Source organism: Nocardioides jejuensis (assembly GCF_004337475.1).
Lineage (GTDB): Bacteria > Actinomycetota > Actinomycetes > Propionibacteriales > Nocardioidaceae > Nocardioides > Nocardioides jejuensis.
Genome location: NZ_SJZJ01000001.1, coordinates 101282 through 117573, shown reverse-complemented (window position 1 = coordinate 117573; position 16292 = coordinate 101282). Strand labels below are relative to the sequence as shown.

Here is a 16292-nt window from a genome sequence, read left to right as displayed (position 1 = left end):
CCCGTCCCGACCGCAGAGAAATCGGAGTAGCCAGATGACCGGGATCCACCCGTCGGTAGGGCTCGAGGCCACGGCCTCGACGCGCCCCGCCCCGAGCAAGGGGCTGCTGATCGCCATCGCGGCCCTCATGATCACGCTGACGAACGCGGTCATCTTCGTGCTGCCGCCACTGTTGCCTGTGATCCAGTCGCAGTACGGCCTCGCGACCGTGGCCGAGACGACGTGGCTCTACACGGCACTGACCCTCGGCGGCGGCGCCGGCTTCATCCTGCTGCCGCGGCTCGCGGACCTGTACGGCGACCGCAACGCCTCCGTGGTCTCGGCAGCCTTCCTCACCCTCGGTGCTCTCGTGCCCGCTATCGGCGACTCGTACCCGACCTTGCTCGTGGGCTGCATCCTGATGGGCTTCGGAGGTGCCGCACAGCTCCTCCCGCTCGGCTTCCTGCGCCGCAACCTCGGTGAGGACGGCATCACCATCGGTGTCGCCGTGCTGGTCATCGCGACCGGCCTCGGCATCGTCGCCGGCATGATCGGCGGTGGCTTCATCGTGCAGACGCTGTCGCTGCGCGACTTCTTCATCATCCTGACGGGAGTCTGCGCGGTCACCACCGTCGTGGCCTTCATCGCGATCCCGCACCTCCCGCCGGCCGAGCGCGCTGGCCGCATCGGCATCCTCGGGACGGTCTGGATGATCGGCTGGGTCGCTGCCATCCTCCTCACGCTGACCCAGGGTCTCGTCTGGGGCAACGGCGCGCTGATCCCGCTCGTCCTCGGCATCGTCGGCGGCATCGCGTGGGTCCGCGCCGAGCGCCGCTCCTCCTCGGCGGTCTTCGACGTCGCCCTGATGAAGTCGCCGCTGGTCACCGCCTCGTGTATCTGCATCGCCCTCTTCGCCGCGGTGAACTCGGCGTTCCTCCTGCTCCTGTCCACCTATGTGCAGATCATCCCCGAGCTGCTCCGCCCCCACGATGCCTACGGCCTGGGCCTCAGTGCCCTGCAGACCGGCTGGCTGATGGTGCCGTTCGCGGTCACCTTCCTGATCGGCGGCGCGGCTGTCGACCGGCCCGTCTCCCAGGGCAAGGGCGTGCCGGTCTTCCTCGTCGGCGCCCTGATCAGCACCGCCGGCCTCGCCTGGCTCGCCATCGCCCACGACCACCAGTGGCAGTACCTCGTCGGTGCTGCCGTGATGGGCCTTGGCTGCAGCATCGGCTACGCGGCCGGTTTCACGATGGTCCAGCTGGCCGTGCCGGAGGAGAAGGCTGGCATGGCTGCCGGCGTGGCTGGCACGTACATGGCCGTTGGCTTCGCCTTCGGTACGGCGCTGGTCAGCGCCGCCCTCAGCGCCCAGCTGGTCCCGGTGCCGAGCCTCGGCCTCGAGGTCGCTGCCAAGGGCCTTTACGGAACCGGCTACTGGCTCGCCGCCGTCCTCTCCGTCCTCGCCGCGGTGACCGTGCTGGTCTCCCGTGCCCGCAGCCGCCGACGCCTCGTCGCCGCCTGAGTCCCTCCCACTACGAAGGAACCTGACATGAAAGAGCTTCTCTTCCTCGTCGCCGATCTGTTCATGATCTTCGCCGGCTTCCGCTACGGCTGGCGCTTCATTCGTGAGCACCACAACTATCTGCTGGGCCTGGAATGGTTCTGTGTGGCGACCTCGGGGACCAACTTCCTGGTGTGGACGCTGCTTGGCGGTCCGCTCCACGGCCCCCTTTACGAGATCGCGTTCTTCTTCGACGCCTTCTCGCGCGGGGTCGGCATCACGCTGATCGCGGTCCTGGGTCTGATGCGCGTGACCCACCGCTACGTGGCGAGCCTGCCCGTCGAGATCGGCTCCTTCGCGCTCGCCGTGGTTATCGGCGTGTACCTCGGTCAGTTCAAGGACGAACACCACCTGTACGTCGGCCCCGCCACCTTCTATGTCGTCGTGAACGCGCTGGCCACGGTGTTCTTCGTGTACTTCTCGTGGCGCCTGTGGAAGATCCGCGCGACCTCTGCCGCTGCGTTCACCGGCGTCGCAACCCTGGCGGCTGTGGTCGTCGCGTGGACGTACAACTTCTTCCCCTTCCCGGACGACGAGTACCGGACGGGGTTCTACATCTTCGCTCTGACGGTCTGGGGACTTCAGGAACTCGCGTACTTCCGCGGCTACAAGGCCCTGCACGACCACAACGTCGCTCGCGGACTTGAGCCGGCATCCGCGGCTCAGGCAGTCCACGCCTGAGCACCAGCTGCTCAACACTCCAGGAGGAACACCATGAAGACCGACAACGTCACCTACTGCACCTTCAGTGGCTGGGTCGACCCGCCCCGCGATCTCCAGCCCGCCCTCACCGGCGAGCAGGACTGCCAGGTCGTGGTGATCGGAGGCGGCATCAACGGGATGTCGACTGCGCTGCGCCTGGCGGAGCGCGGGCAGGACGTGGTCCTCCTCGAGGCGGAGTTCTGCGGACACGGCTCCAGCTCGCGCAACGCTGGTCAGCTCGCCGGCGCGCCTGGCGGTGACCTCCAGCTGCTCAACCTGCTGTCGCGCAAGAAGATGCCGGGGATGATGCGGCTGGCGGAGCACGCTGCGCGGCATGTCGAGGAGTTCATCGCGAAGCACGACATCGACTGCGAGTACGAGGCGACCGGCAACGCCTTCGCCGCCGTCTCGCGTGGCCAGATGGGACGCGTACGCCGCGTGGCGAAGATCGTCACCCGGGCCGGTGGCCACGTCCAGGTCGGCACCTCGGCCGAGCTCGGCATCCCGCGCGGCTTCGTCGGCGGCATGCGCGAGGTCATCGGCGGTCGGATGAACCCCGGGAAGTTCACGCTCGGCATGCGCCGGGTGCTGCTCGGGACGCCGTCGCGCGTCTTCGAGCAGACGAAGGTCACCGGCGTCCGCCGCGAGGCGGGCCAGGTCGTCGTCACCACGCCGCAGGGCACGGTGCGCGCGGACCACGTCGTGCTGGCGACCAACGCCTTCGCGGGGGAGTGGGACATCACCCCGAAGCACCTCTCCGTGCCGATCTACGTCATGGAGGTCGAGACCGAGCCGATCGACCCGGCGCGCATCGCCGCCCTCGGGTGGACGAGCGGCATGGGTCTGGTCACCCAGCACGCGATCATGGAGAACTACCGGCTGACCCCGCGCAACACGATCGTCTTCGGCGTACGTCGGCTGGAGCGGGGCACGAGCTATCCGCTCCCCGCCGAGAAGGTCCCGGACCGGGGCATCGTCGAGGAGCTGGCCCGGGCCTTCGAGACCCGGTTCCCCTCGCTCGCGGACGTCGCCATCGAGCGTGCCTGGGGTGGCTGGATCGCGATCACTTCGTCGTGGCTCCCGCTGGCAGGTCAGATCGGGGACGACATCCACTACTCGATCGCCTGTAATGGTCACGGCCTCGCCCAGGCGCCGTACGTCGGCACGATGATCGCCGACCACATCGTCGACGGTGTACGCCACGCGGACCTGCAGACCCTGTGGCAGGCGAAGCCGAAGTTCCCCCGGCCGATGATGATGGGCCGACCCGGCCTCCGCACCATCTGGGCCATCGACCGATTCAACGACAGCATCAACGGGAGCCGCCGCAACGCTCGACGAGGCGCGGCCGTCGTACAGGAGACGTTGCAGCACGCGTGATGCCGGAACGACGAACGCCCCCGCCGGTGACCGGCGGGGGCGTTCGCTGCGTTCTGCGATCAGATGCCGCGGAACAGGTTGATCTTGTCGAGGTGCTTGGCGCGGAGCTCCTCGTTCTTCACGCCGAGGCCCTCCTCCGGGGCGAGGGCGAGAACGCCGACCTTGCCCTGGTGCTTGTTGTGGTGCACGTCGAGCGCGGCCTGGCCGACCTCGTCGAGGGAGTAGACCTTCGACAGGGTCGGGTGGATCTTGCCCTGCGCGATGAGGCGGTTGGCCTCCCACGACTCGCGGTAGTTGGCGAAGTGCGAGGAGATGATCTTCTTGAGGTTCATCCACAGGTAGCGGTTGTCGTACTCGTGCATGTAGCCCGAGGTCGAGGCGCAGGTGGTGATGGTGCCGCCCTTGCGGGTGACGAAGACCGACGCACCGAAGGTCTCGCGGCCCGGGTGCTCGAAGACGATGTCGATGTCCTCGCCGCCGGTGAGCTCACGGATGGCCGCGCCGAAGCGCTTCCACTCGCGCGGGTCCTGCTTGGTGCCCTCCTCGTTCCAGAACTTCGGAGCGAGCTCGGAGCGGTTGATGATCATCTCCGCACCCATGTTGCGGACGATCTGGGCCTTCTCCTCGTTGGAGACGACACAGACCGGGTTGGCGCCACCGTTGAGGGCGTACTGCGTGGCGAAGCCACCGAGACCACCAGAGGCGCCCCAGATCAGGACGTTGTCGCCCTGCTTCATGCCGCCGCCGTTCTTGGAGACGAGCTGGCGGTAGGCGGTGGAGTTGACGAGGCCCGGCGAAGCGGCCTCCTCCCACGTGAGGTGCTCCGGCTTCGGCATGAGCTGGTTGGCCTTGACCATGGCGACGTCGGCGAGGCCGCCGAAGTTGGTCTCGAAGCCCCAGATGCGCTGCGAGGGGTCCATCATCGTGTCGTTGTGGCCGTCGGGGGCCTCGAGCTCGACCGAGAGGCAGTGCGCGACGACGCGGTCGCCGGCCTTCCACTTGGTGACGCCCGCGCCCACGGCGAGGACGACACCGGACAGGTCGGAGCCGACGATGTGGTACGGCAGGTTGTGACGGGCGCCGAGCGCCGACTCCTTGCCGTAGCGCTCGAGGAAGCCGAACGTCGAGACCGGCTCGAAGATCGAGGTCCAGACGGTGTTGTAGTTGATGGCCGACGCCATGACGGCGACGATCGCCTCGCCCGGGCCGAGCTCGGGCATCGGGACCTCGTCGAGGTGCAGCGACTTGCGCGGGTCCTTGTCGCGGGACTTGACGCCCTCGAACATGTCGACCTCGTCCTTGTGGACGGTGACGGCGCGGTACGACTCGGGAAGCTCGAGGTTCGCGAACTCCGCGGCCGGTGCTTCGGCCAGGATCGCGTCGAGGATGTTCTGCACTGGGTTGACTCCCTGTGATCTCAGGTACGGCGGTGTTGCCAGCGTTGATTGGGGCGAAGCATAAGCGCGCGCACGGCCTCACGGGGGAGGCTGTGCGCGACGTCTCAGACCGGCATGAAGGAGTCTTCAAGCGGTCATTTCTGCAGGTTTCCCTGCAGTGGATCAGTGGTGCGCGTTCGGGTTCGGCTCGACGAGCTCGACGAGCACGCCACCGGCGTCCTTCGGGTGGATGAAGTTGACGCGCGAGTCGGACGTGCCGCGCTTCGGCTCCGGGTACAGCAGGCGCAGGCCACGCTCGCGGAGGATCGCGGAGACGGCATCGATGTCGGTGACGCGGTAGGCGAGCTGCTGGAGGCCCGGGCCCGACTTGGCGAGGAACTTGCCGATGGTCGTGTCGGGGGAGAGGGGGGCCAGGAGCTGGATGTGGGAGCCGGTGTCGCCGACGGCGACCATGGCCTCACGGACGCCCTGCTCCTCGTTGGTCTCTTCGTGGGCGACCTTCATGCCGAACTTCTCGGTGTAGAAGGCGATCGCCTCATCGAGGTCCGGCACGGCGATGCCGACGTGGTCGATGGCGATGAACAGGTGCTCGGGAATCTCGAGGGTCATGGGGTCATCCTGCCCCAACCGCGCGGGGGAGCGCCGTTCGCGGACGTCCTGTCACGGACACCGTGACGGGGTCCACATCCCAGTCACCTGTCTCGGGGTGCCAGGCGAGGACTACGCTCGATCTGTTCACAGATTTCGCTTCAGGAGGGACTTTCATGTCCGGAACTGTCATCGTCGCGGGTGCGCGCACCCCGATCGGTCGCCTTCTTGGTGGCCTCTCGTCGCTCTCGGCTGCTGAGCTCGGCTCGGTCGCCATCAAGGGCGCTCTCGAGAAGGCCGGCGTCTCGCCGGAGCAGGTCGACTACGTGATCATGGGTCAGGTCGTCCAGGCCGGTGCCGGCCAGAACCCGGCGCGCGTCGCCGCGGTCGGCGCGGGCATCCCGATGAGCGTCCCGACCATCACCACCAACAAGGTGTGTCTCTCCGGTCTCAACGCGATCGCCCAGGCCTCGCAGATGATCATCTCCGGCGAGGCCGAGATCGTCGTCGCGGGTGGCATGGAGTCCATGACCAACGCCCCGCACGTCCTGCCGAAGTCGCGTGACGGCTTCAAGTACGGCGACACCACCCTCATCGACTCGCTGGTCAACGACGCCCTCACCGACGTCTTCACCAAGCAGGCCATGATCAACCTGACCGACGCGTGCAACGCCGCCTCGGACAAGTTCACCCGTGAGCAGATGGACGCCTTCTCGGCCCAGTCGCACCAGCGTGCGGCCGCGGCCCAGAAGAACGGCGTCTTCGACGACGAGATCGTCCCGGTCACCATCTCCTCGCGTCGCGGCGACGTCGTCGTCTCCGCCGACGAGGGCGTCCGTGGCGACACGACCGTCGAGTCGCTCGCCGGCCTGCGTCCGGTCGCCAAGGACGGCTCCATCACCGCTGGTTCTGCCTCGCAGATCTCCGACGGTGCTGCCGCTGTCGTCGTGATGAGCAAGGCGAAGGCCGAGGAGCTCGGCCTCGACTACCTCGCCGAGATCGTCTCCGTCGGCCAGACCGCCGGTCCGGACTCGACCCTCCAGCTGCAGCCCGCCTCCTCGACCGCCAAGGCGCTCGAGAAGGCCGGCCTCACCGCCGCCGACCTCGACCTGGTCGAGTTCAACGAGGCGTTCGCCGCGGTCGGCATGGCCTCCGCTGCGCAGCTCGGCATCTCCGAGGACATCGTCAACGTCAACGGTGGCGCCATCGCCCTCGGTCACCCGCTCGGCATGTCGGGCACGCGCGTCGTGCTCCACGTCGCCAACGAGCTGAAGCGCCGCGGTGGCGGCCTCGGTGCCGCTGCCCTCTGTGGCGGTGGCGGCCAGGGTGACGCGATGATCGTCCGGGTCAACGCCCAGGCGTGAACGACAGCCTGAACACCGCAACGGCCGGCCGACCCTCGGGTCGGTCGGCCGTTGCCGTTCCCCAGCTCATCGAGCAGGCGCGTGCCGGGTCGCCCCGCGCCATCGCCCGGCTGATCACGCTGGTCGAGGAGGCCTCGCCGCTGCTGCGCGAGGTCATGGCGGCGCTGGCGCCGCACACGGGCCATGCCCGGATCGTCGGCCTGACCGGATCGCCGGGCGTCGGCAAGTCGACGTCCACGTCCGCGTTGGTCACCGAGCTGCGCAAGCAGGGGCAGCGCGTCGCCGTGCTCGCGGTCGACCCCTCCTCGCCGTTCTCCGGGGGAGCGCTGCTCGGCGACCGCGTGCGCATGTCCGAGCACGCGACCGACCCCGACGTCTACATCCGCTCGATGGCCTCGCGCGGCCACCTCGGCGGCCTGTCCTGGGCGACGCCGCAGGCGCTACGCGTCCTCGATGCGGCCGGCTTCGACACGATCCTCGTGGAGACGGTAGGCGTCGGGCAGAGCGAGGTCGAGGTGGCGGGCCTCGCCGACACGACGCTGGTGCTGCTGGCACCCGGCATGGGTGACGGCATCCAGGCCGCGAAGGCCGGCATCCTGGAGATCGGCGACATCTACGTCGTCAACAAGGCCGACCGCGACGGCGCGGCCCAGGTCAGCCGCGACCTGCGCGGCATGCTCAACCTCTCGGCTGCGATCGCGGGCCCTCCCGGCACCGTGTGGAAGCGGCCGATCCTGAAGACCGTCGCCCAGCAGGGGACCGGTGTTGCCGAGGTGGTCGAGGCGATCGCGGAGCACCGTGCGTTCCTCGTGTCGACCGGCGAGCTCGCCAGGCGGCGGGTGAGGCGGGCCCGGGTGGAGGTCGAGGAGATCGCCCTGGGCGAGCTGCGGCGCCGCTGGGGCGCCGTCTCCGGCAGCGCCGAGCTCGACGTCCTCGCCGCGCGGGTGGCGACCGGGGAGCTCGACCCGTACACCGCTGCCGACGAGCTGCTGGCCTGACCGCGCGCCGGTTGGCGGCGAGCCTCCGAGCGTACGCATGGGACTGGTGTTACCAATGAGGCGTAGAAGTGTGCGCCCGGTCCGGGGCACGCATCCCGGGACGTGAGGACGACGGAGAGCATGAACCTCAAGAAGCTGATCCTGCTGGTCGGAGCGCTGTTCATCGCGTTCTGGCTGTTCCAGGACCCGCAGGGTCTTGCCGACGTCGCTTCGACGTTCGGACAGAAGGGCTGGGACGTGACCCAGCAGCTCTTCAACTCGATCATCTCGTTCGTCCAGTCGCTCTCCTCGAAGTGAGCCGGGACCGATGGGCTTCGCCCGGCGGCTGACCGATCCCGACATCGGCAAGCACCTCCTCCGCGACGAGGGCGAGGTCATCGTCGACGAGGTCGGCCACCACTGGGTGGTCTTCCTCTTCCCGGCGCTCGAGGTGCTCGGCGCGCTGGCGCTGCTCCTCGCCACGCCGTTTGTCTCGGTCGAGATCGCCTGGCTGCCCATGGTGCTGGCCGTCGTGGTGCTCCTGCATGCCGGTTGGCGTGCCCTCGAGGAGCACATGGACCGCTTCGTGGTGACGAACATGCGGGTCTTCCGCGTGCGCGGGGTCCTGGGCCAGCAGGTCGCCACCATGCCGCTGAGCCGGATCCTCGACATCACGGTGCGCAAGCCGCTCCACGGCCGCATGCTCGGCTTCGGCCACTTCGTCTTCGAGTCCGCAGCCCAGGAGCAGGGTCTCCGCGACATTCGGTACGTCGCCCGTCCCGACGCCCGCGACCTGGCCATCCAGCGTGTGGTCGCCCGCGCCGGACTGCGACCCTCGGTCAACTGAGGCTGGCGCTGTTTGGAAGGATGGGGGCATGACGCAGCAGCCGTTCTCCCGTCCTGGTGCCATCGACCTCTCCGCGCTCAAGCGGCCGGCGGCTGCCGCCGCTCCGGCCGGTGACGCTGCAGCCGGTGGCATTGCCGGTGCCTATGCCGTGACGGTCGACGAGCAGAACTTCCAGGGTGTGCTCGAGGCGTCGATGCACGCGCCCGTGGTCCTCGCCTTCTTCGCGCCGGACCGCTCGCCCGAGACCGCGGCGTACGCCGAAGACGTCGCGGCGGCGATCGAGGGCTACGAGGGCCGGTTCCTCTGCGGCCTCGTCGACGTCGACGCGAACCCTCAGCTGGCCCAGGCGATGCAGATCCCGACCGTGCCGCTGATGCTGATCCTGCTCGACGGTCGCCCGGTGACTCAGCCGATCACCGGCCTGCTCGTCCGCGAGGAGATCGACACCCTGCTCCAGACGATGTCCCAGCAGCTCACCGCGCAGGGCATCACGCAGCGCCACCAGCCGCGTTCCACCGTGGTCGAGGGCGACGAGGACGCCGTGGACCCGCGCTACGCGCCTGCCCAGGCTGCGCTCGAGGCCGGCGACATCGACGCCGCTGTCGCGGAGTACGAGAAGCTCGTCACGGGCAACCCGGCCGACGTCGAGGCAGCCGCCGGGCTGGCGATGGCGAAGGTCCTCCAGCGGACCAAGGACGTGGACCTCGGCGCCGCCCGGACCGCGGCCGCCGAGAACCCCGACGACATCGAGGCCCAGACGCTGGTCGCCGACCTCGACCTCCTCGGTGGTCACGTCGACGACGCGTTCAACCGCCTGGTCCGGCTCGTAGCCCGCACGGCCGGCGACGAGCGCGCGAAGGCCCGGGAGCACCTGATCGGCCTCTTCGCCGCGGTCGGCAACGAGGACCCGCGCGTGCTGCGTGGCCGGCAGAACCTCGCCTCCGCCCTCTTCTGACGCCGACAGGGCAGCGCTGCTGCCCTCTTGGCGGAAATTGTGTGGCATCAGCATGCGTCGGCCGGGCAGACTCCGGGCATGAGCCGCCGTGACTCGCTCCTCGCCCTGCTCGTCATGGTGATCTGGGGCGTCAACTTCCTGGCCATCGAGTGGGGACTCCAGGACGTGCCGCCGCTGCTCTTTGCCGCGATCCGGTTCGTCGCGGTGGTGCTGCCGGCGGTCTTCCTCGTGGCGCGCCCGGCGGTGCCGTGGCGGACGCTGGCCGGCATCGGTCTCTTCATGTCCGCGGGCCAGTTCGGCTTCGTGTACGCCGCGATGGAGGCGGGCCTCCCGCCGGGCATCGCCGCGCTCGTGCTGCAGGCACAGGTGGTCTTCACGATCGTCATCGCGGCCGGCGTGCTGCGTGAGCTCCCGACGCCCGTGCAGGTGCTCGGCGTCGCGGTCGCCACCGTCGGACTCGTCGTCGTTGGTGCGGGGCGCGGGGGAGAGGTGCCCCTGACCGCGCTCGTGCTCTGCCTCTGCGGTGCCCTGAGCTGGGGTGTCGGCAACACCATCGCCCGTGCCGCGAAGGCGCCCGGCGGGCTCGGCGTCACCGTCTGGTCGGCCCTCTTCGTGCCGCTGCCGCTCTTCGCGGTGTCGCTGCTCGTCGAGGGGCCGTCCGCGATCGGCGACGGCCTCGCGGCGTTCGGCTGGAAGGCGGCAGCGTCGACGGCGTTCACCGCGGGCGTCAGCTCGCTGCTCGGCTACGGGATCTTCAACTCGCTGCTCGCTCGCAACCCCGCGCACCAGGTCGTGCCCTGGGTGCTGGTCGTGCCGCCCGTCGCGATGGTGTCGGCGTGGATCGCTTTCGGCGACCAGCCCAACGCAGCCGAGGTGATGGGTGGTCTGGTGATGCTCCTGGGCGTGCTGATCGCACTCCGCCCGCCCGCACGGGTGCGGACCGTCGTGCCGGTCGAGGCGCCCGCCTAGGGCCTGCCTGACAAACCCTGCGTCAGCGCCCGGACTCGGTGTACGCCGGACCGTCGGTCACCGCGGCCAGCGCGGCGCTGATCCGCCGTGCCGTGAAGTCGGCCGCGCGCTCGGCGACCTCTTCGGGGGTGCACCAGGCGACCGAGCGGATCTCGCGCTCCTCGCGGACCACGCGGTCAAGCGTGTCCGTGGGCAGGACGCCGCCGTCGAACACCAGGCAGATCGCGTCGTCCCAGCCGCCCCACGGCGGTAGCCAGTCGGTCAGCAGGAGGTCGCCGGGCGGAATCTCGAGCCCGAGCTCTTCCTCGGCCTCGCGCACTGCCGCGAGCTGCGGCGACTCGCCGACCTCGACGACGCCACCCGGCAGGTCCCAGTCCTTCTTGTAGGTCAGCTGGCACAGCAGCACGCGCCCCTCGGGGTCGCGCACCAGCACCTGGCCGATCGCGCGCTTGCGCGGCAGGAACGAGTTGAGCAGTGTCCGGAACCCGACCGGCTCGCTCACCGGGACGTCGGTGCTGAGGCGGGCATAGAGGATCCGGTCGACGCCGTCCGCGTAGCCCCGCAGAACGCCTTCGCGGTGCAGGCCGGACCACGTGGCGACCCGCTGGGCGACCGTGTCGTCGGGGTCGACCAGGACCTCGACGCGGCCGTGCGACGACAGTGCCTGCTGGACCGCCTCGGAGACCTCGCCCACGGCGTCGAGGAAGCTGCGTTCCTGCACGTGCAGGGCCCAGCTCAGCCGGGCGATGCCGTCGGCGATGGTCTGGACGTCGGTGCCGGGCTGGGTCACGGGATCACCCTACGGGGCTGGCGGGCGCGGGTCAGCCGGCCGTCAGTCCGCGCTGTCGGCGGCGTCGCCGGCCATCTCGGCCAGCTTGCGGGAGAGCTTGCGGGTCTTGCGCTTGTCGTTCCAGCGCATGACGCCCCAGACGACGAGCAGCAGGAAGACGCCGACGCCGATGGTGATGCCGACGTACGTGCCCGTGATGACCCCGTTGCCGTCCGTCTCGAGGACGTTGCGGGCCACCTCGGAGCGATGGCTGCTGCCGAAACGGATCGCGAGCGTCGCGATGTTGGGAAGGGCCACGATCGCGGCGAAGGCGAGGATCGTCAGGCGCACGCCGAACCCGAATCCACGCAGCGCCTGGCGGGCGATGATCAGCGGGATCAGGGTGCACACGAAGCCCAGCGAGAGACCCCAGAGGGTGCCGTTGACCATGCTGCCGTCGATGCGATGGCCCAGGAAGTTCGCCCACATCTTGAAGCCGAACAGGGTGGCGATCACGAAACCGATGAGGGCACAGACGCCCAGGAAGACGAGGAGGCCGACAGCCAGTGCGAACGACCTGAGGCCGCCCTTCGCCTTGTCGCTGCCGGAAGTGCCCGCGGTGCCCGAGAGGGTGGTGTCGTCCGTCATGGGCGTCACTCTCCCTCAGGGTGCCCCTCTTGGCTACACAGACGCGCCACGGCAGCGAGCGGGATGTCAGCCCAGTCCGGGCGGTTGCGGATCTCGTACGCGCACTCGTAGACGGCCTTGTCGGCCTCGAACGCGTCAAGCAGCAGCCGCTGCTCCGGCGACAGCTCGCCGCCGGCGTACGCCGTGAGGAAGGCGCGCCGGTTGTGCTCGACCCACTCCGCCCCGCGGTAGGCGCGCTGCTCGCGGGTCTGGCTGTCGCCGTCGAGCTCGCGCTGGACCACCGCGGACACGTAGTCGAAGGAACGCAGCATGCCGGCCACGTCGCGCCACACAGGCTCGGGCAGGCGGCGCTCCGCGAGCGGCCGGGCCGGCTCGCCCTCGAAGTCGACGAGCTTCCAGCCCTTGACGGTGCGCAGCGTCTGCCCCAGGTGCAGGTCGCCGTGGATCCGCTGCGCCTGTACGCCGGCCGCGTCACCCACCGCGGCCATCAGCGGCCGCAGCCGGTCGGCGTACGCCGCCAGGGCAGGCACCGCCTCGACCGCCGCGTCGAGTCGGCCCAGCATCACGTCGGCCAGGTGCTGCGCGCCTGCGTCGGAGAGCAGCTCGGTGGGGAACTCGGCGGCGAGCGTCGCGTGGGTCTCGGCAAGTGCCTCGCCCAGGCGTGCGGCCTCGGAGGCGAAGTCGCCGCCGACCTCGTGCGCGTGCAGGTCCGCCTCGGCGAAGAGGCTCCGGACGCTGCCGGTGGCCAGCGTCCACCCGTCGCTCGCGGTGCGCAGGAACTGCTGGAGCATCGCGAGCTGGATGACCTCGCCGTCGTTCGTACGCCAGTCGACCCACCCGTGCAGGGCAGCGACGTGGCTGGAGCCCGCCCGCGTCAGCAGGTCGTGGATCTCGATGTCGGGGTTGCCGCCCTGGGTGACCTTGCGGAAGACCTTCAGCAAGGTGTCCTCGCCGAAGGCGACCGAGGAGTTCGACTGGTCGGCGGTCATCAGCGCGGGGCGCTGGCTGGTGTCGAGCTGCGTGCGGTCAGAGCGCTCGAAGTGGAGGGGACCGGTGCTGCCGGGCGAGACGAAGGCCTCGAGCCAGGCAGACATGGCGGCGCGGTCGTGCACGGCGTCGTACGCGTGGACGTCGTCCCACTGGCCGAGCCACGCATGCTCGAGGCCGTCCTGCGGTTCGCGGTGCAGCGAGACCGGCAGCTGGTAGAGCTCGCTGTCGTCGCCGGCGTCCGGGTAGTCGACCTCGGCGAGGACCACCAGTGCAGGTGGACCCTGACCCGGGACCACCGCGACGCGCGTGCTGCTGACGCGGAAGGCGCGGCCCTTGCCGGCGAACCACCGCGCCGTGGCGAGGTAGCGCTCGATGTCGATCGGAACTGGAGTGATCATGCCGTCGTCTCCCGAGTGAGGCGGAACCAGTAGAAGCCGTAGGCGCCGAGGCTGAGCGCGTAGGGCCGCTCGCCGATGGTCGGGAACGGCACGCCGCCGAGCAGCTCCACCGGCGTCCAGCCCTCCCAGCGACGCAGGTCGAGGTCGACCGGCTGGGGGAAGCGCGAGAGGTTGTTGACGCAGAGGATGACGTCGCCCTCGCCCGTCGCGTCCGTGTGCTCGCGGATGAACGAGAAGACCGTCGGGTTGGAGCCTCCGAGGTCGTGGAACGCCCCCAGCCCGAACGCCGTGTGGCCGCGGCGGGCCTGGATCATCCGGCGCGTCCAGTGCAGGAGCGAGGAGGAGTTCTCCAGCTGCGCCTCGACGTTGACGGACTGGTAGCCGAAGACGGGGTCCTGGATCGTCGGCAGGTAGAGCTTGCCGGGCGTGGCGGTGGAGAAGCCGGCGTTGCGGTCCGGCGTCCACTGCATCGGAGTGCGTACGCCGTCGCGGTCACCGAGCCAGATGTTGTCGCCCATGCCGATCTCGTCGCCGTAGTAGAGGACGGGGGAGCCCGGGAGGGAGAGCAGGAGTGCTGTGAAGAGCTCCATGCGGTTGATGTCGTTGTCGAGCAGGGGAGCGAGGCGGCGGCGGATGCCGATGTTGGCCTTCATCCGGGGGTCGGTGGCGTACTCCGACCACATGTAGTCGCGGTCCTCGTCGGTGACCATCTCGAGGGTGAGCTCGTCGTGGTTGCGCAGGAAGATGCCCCACTGGCAGCCGTCGGGGATGGCCGGCGTCTGCTCGAGGATCTCGGAGATGGGGAAGCGCGACTCGCGGCGTACGGCCATGAAGATGCGCGGCATCACGGGGAAGTGGAAGGCCATGTGGCACTCGGTGCCCACCCAGTTGCCGTCGGCATCGTGCTCGCCGCCGAAGTACTCCACGACGTCGGCCGGCCACTGGTTTGCCTCGCAGAGAAGGACGCGCCCGGGGTAGTGCTCGTCGACGTACGAGCGCACGGACCGCAGGAACTCGTGGGTCTCCTTGAGGTTCTCGCCGTTGGTGTCGGGGCGTTCGTAGAGATAGGGGACGGCGTCCAGCCGGAAGCCGTCCAGGCCCATGTCCAGCCAGAACGTGAGCGCCTCGAAGATCGCCTCGTGCACCTTCGGGTTGTCGAAGTTGAGGTCCGGCTGGTGGCTGAAGAAGCGGTGCCAGAAGTACTGCTGGCGCACCGGGTCCCAGGTCCAGTTCGAGGGCTCGGTGTCGACGAAGATGATCCGCGCGTCCTGGTAGAGCTCGTCGCTGTCGGACCAGACGTAGAAGTCGCCGTAGGGGCCGTCCGGGTCGGAGCGCGATGCCTGGAACCACGGGTGCTGGTCCGAGGTGTGGTTCATGACGAAGTCGATGATCACGCGGATGCCGCGCTCGTGCGCCTGCTCGAGGAACCAGCGGAAGTCCTCGATCGTGCCGATCTCCTCGTGGACGCCCGTGTAGTCGGCGACGTCGTAGCCACCGTCGCGCAGGGGACTGGGGAAGAACGGGGGCACCCAGAGGCAGTCGACGCCGAGCCACTGCAGGTAGTCCAGCTTCTCGGCCAGGCCGCGGAAGTCCCCTGTGCCGTTGCCGTCGGAGTCCCGGAACGAGCGGACCAGTACTTCGTAGAAGACGGCGGTGCGGAACCACTCCGGCTGTCCATCAAGCGTCATGACGAGAACGATACGCAATCGTTTGAGTGATGGCGATCACGCTTGAGGCAGAATCCGGTTTGGAGAGTTCGGGCGTATTGCGTCATGGTTCTGTCGCTGCTCCGTTTCGTGGGCGTATGGCCTGCGACTTCTCGGGAACTGAGTGGAAGGTTTGAGGATGGAAGCGCTGCTGGTGCTGCTCTGTCTGGCGGGCGTCGTCGCCCTTGCCGTCGGTATCTCCCTGCGTAACCGACAGGTGCACGCGGAGCATTGGCTCTGGAAGAAGCAGCGGCTTGCCCGCAGCCGCTTCCTGCTGACCGGTGGCAGTGCCCTCACGATGGCCAGTGCCGTCGCCTTCTTCCTCGTCTGAGGTTCGTCTGACCCGCCGCGGCATCAACCCTTCCGCGCCGGTCGCAGCGTCAGCGCCGTGACCCGCGCAACGACCATCGCGAGATAGAGCATGCCCGCGATCTGCTCGACCATCACGAACGACCGCGCGTGCGGCTTGACCGGCACGATGTCGGACAGGCCGGTGCTGGTCAGCGTCGTGACCGAGAGGAAGAGCAGGTCGATCCAGGTCCGCGGTACGTCCGCGTCGACAGCGGCCGTGAACGATCCCGGCCAGAAGACCTGCACGGCGGCATACAGGTAGGCGAAGGCCCAGGCGACGACGGTGAACGTCGCGCCGGTTGCCCAGAGCTCGTCGGTGGTGACGACGTCGTCCTGGAACATGTAGCGGATCAGCGCCCACGCCGTGTAGCCGTAGAACGCCGCGTGGGCCAGGCCTGAGGTCGCCACGATGGCGCTGTTGTCCGGCGTCACGCCCTCGAGCACGGTGAGGACTACGACCGGGATGCCGAGCACGATCGCCACCCAGGTCAGCGCCGGGGTCAGGCGCACCGCGCGGACGGCCAGGGTCAGGACGACGAGGCCGAGGAGGCCGAAGATTGCCCGTCCGACCGGCTGGTCGCCCAGGTAGGGATACGCGAGCAGGCCGATGAGCTGGACGGCGAGGAGGACCCCGCAGGGATTCCGCTTCAGGGCGCGCACGTGCTGGTCGAGGTCGCTCACGGTGGTCACCGTAGGCCAGCGCCGGTGGGGCGC

The 16292-nt window shown here is 69.2% G+C and carries 17 protein-coding genes; 10 read left to right on the top strand and 7 right to left on the bottom strand.

The window, feature by feature from the left end; genetic code table 11:
• Positions 1–34 precede the first annotated feature (34 nt).
• Genes EPD65_RS00540 through EPD65_RS00530 form a run of 3 tightly spaced genes read left to right on the top strand, consistent with a single transcriptional unit; the run spans position 35 to position 3619 of the window.
• Positions 35–1498, top strand: a complete 1464-nt coding sequence (locus EPD65_RS00540; RefSeq protein WP_131580878.1) for an MFS transporter — start codon at positions 35–37, stop codon at positions 1496–1498.
• A gap of 27 nt (positions 1499–1525) precedes the next feature.
• Entirely contained in the window at positions 1526–2218 is a 693-nt protein-coding gene (locus tag EPD65_RS00535) for a transporter (RefSeq protein ID WP_131580875.1), read from the top strand.
• Between the two features lie 33 nt (positions 2219–2251).
• A complete protein-coding gene (locus tag EPD65_RS00530; RefSeq protein ID WP_131580873.1) occupies positions 2252–3619 on the top strand; it encodes an NAD(P)/FAD-dependent oxidoreductase in 1368 nt (455 codons plus the stop codon).
• A gap of 59 nt (positions 3620–3678) precedes the next feature.
• Here the strand turns inward: EPD65_RS00530 and ccrA are convergent, their stop codons facing one another.
• Both ccrA and mce read right to left on the bottom strand, forming a co-directional pair.
• The gene (ccrA, locus tag EPD65_RS00525) at positions 3679–5016 is read right to left on the bottom strand and encodes a crotonyl-CoA carboxylase/reductase (protein ID WP_131580871.1); all 1338 of its coding nucleotides are present in this window, start codon (positions 5014–5016) and stop codon (positions 3679–3681) included.
• Positions 5017–5178: 162 nt separating this feature from the next.
• Positions 5179–5625, bottom strand: coding sequence for a methylmalonyl-CoA epimerase (gene mce, locus EPD65_RS00520; RefSeq protein ID WP_131580869.1), 447 nt, complete (start codon positions 5623–5625; stop codon positions 5179–5181).
• 155 nt (positions 5626–5780) lie between these two features.
• On the opposite strand from mce, the gene EPD65_RS00515 reads away from it, so the two are divergent.
• The 6 genes from EPD65_RS00515 to EPD65_RS00495 all read left to right on the top strand — a co-directional run bounded on the left by EPD65_RS00515 (position 5781) and on the right by EPD65_RS00495 (position 10716).
• Positions 5781–6968: an acetyl-CoA C-acetyltransferase gene (locus tag EPD65_RS00515; protein ID WP_131580866.1), complete on the top strand. Its 1188-nt coding sequence runs from the start codon at positions 5781–5783 to the stop codon at positions 6966–6968.
• Complete coding sequence (gene meaB / locus EPD65_RS00510; protein ID WP_165872829.1) at positions 6965–7966, top strand: methylmalonyl Co-A mutase-associated GTPase MeaB; 1002 nt, start codon at positions 6965–6967, stop codon at positions 7964–7966. Before EPD65_RS00515 ends, meaB begins: the two co-directional genes overlap by 4 nt.
• A 120-nt stretch (positions 7967–8086) precedes the next feature.
• On the top strand, positions 8087–8263 hold the full coding sequence (locus EPD65_RS16115; protein ID WP_165872828.1) for a hypothetical protein: 177 nt from the start codon (positions 8087–8089) through the stop codon (positions 8261–8263).
• A gap of 10 nt (positions 8264–8273) precedes the next feature.
• The gene (locus EPD65_RS00505) at positions 8274–8792 is read left to right on the top strand and encodes a PH domain-containing protein (RefSeq protein ID WP_131580863.1); all 519 of its coding nucleotides are present in this window, start codon (positions 8274–8276) and stop codon (positions 8790–8792) included.
• A 28-nt stretch (positions 8793–8820) separates the two neighbouring features.
• Positions 8821–9747, top strand: a complete 927-nt coding sequence (locus tag EPD65_RS00500) for a co-chaperone YbbN (protein WP_131580860.1) — start codon at positions 8821–8823, stop codon at positions 9745–9747.
• Positions 9748–9825: 78 nt separating this feature from the next.
• A complete protein-coding gene (locus EPD65_RS00495; protein WP_131580858.1) occupies positions 9826–10716 on the top strand; it encodes an EamA family transporter in 891 nt (296 codons plus the stop codon).
• A 22-nt stretch (positions 10717–10738) separates the two neighbouring features.
• On the opposite strand, the gene EPD65_RS00490 is transcribed toward EPD65_RS00495, so the two are convergent.
• From EPD65_RS00490 to treS, 4 genes are read right to left on the bottom strand one after another with little or no spacing between them, the layout of a single operon-like run.
• Positions 10739–11506, bottom strand: a complete 768-nt coding sequence (locus EPD65_RS00490) for an NUDIX domain-containing protein (RefSeq protein ID WP_131580856.1) — start codon at positions 11504–11506, stop codon at positions 10739–10741.
• Positions 11507–11548: 42 nt separating this feature from the next.
• Positions 11549–12133, bottom strand: a complete 585-nt coding sequence (locus EPD65_RS00485) for a hypothetical protein (protein ID WP_131580854.1) — start codon at positions 12131–12133, stop codon at positions 11549–11551.
• A gap of 5 nt (positions 12134–12138) precedes the next feature.
• Positions 12139–13521: a maltokinase N-terminal cap-like domain-containing protein gene (locus EPD65_RS00480; RefSeq protein ID WP_131580852.1), complete on the bottom strand. Its 1383-nt coding sequence runs from the start codon at positions 13519–13521 to the stop codon at positions 12139–12141.
• Positions 13518–15209 (bottom strand): maltose alpha-D-glucosyltransferase, encoded by a 1692-nt coding sequence (gene treS, locus EPD65_RS00475; RefSeq protein ID WP_131580850.1) that lies wholly within the window; start codon positions 15207–15209, stop codon positions 13518–13520. The genes EPD65_RS00480 and treS overlap by 4 nt, the downstream gene beginning before the upstream one ends.
• 157 nt (positions 15210–15366) lie before the next feature.
• On the opposite strand from treS, the gene EPD65_RS00470 reads away from it, so the two are divergent.
• The gene (locus EPD65_RS00470) at positions 15367–15558 is read left to right on the top strand and encodes a hypothetical protein (protein ID WP_131580848.1); all 192 of its coding nucleotides are present in this window, start codon (positions 15367–15369) and stop codon (positions 15556–15558) included.
• Between the two features lie 23 nt (positions 15559–15581).
• Here the strand turns inward: EPD65_RS00470 and EPD65_RS00465 are convergent, their stop codons facing one another.
• Positions 15582–16259, bottom strand: coding sequence for a potassium channel family protein (locus EPD65_RS00465; protein ID WP_131580846.1), 678 nt, complete (start codon positions 16257–16259; stop codon positions 15582–15584).
• Positions 16260–16292: the final 33 nt, after the last annotated feature.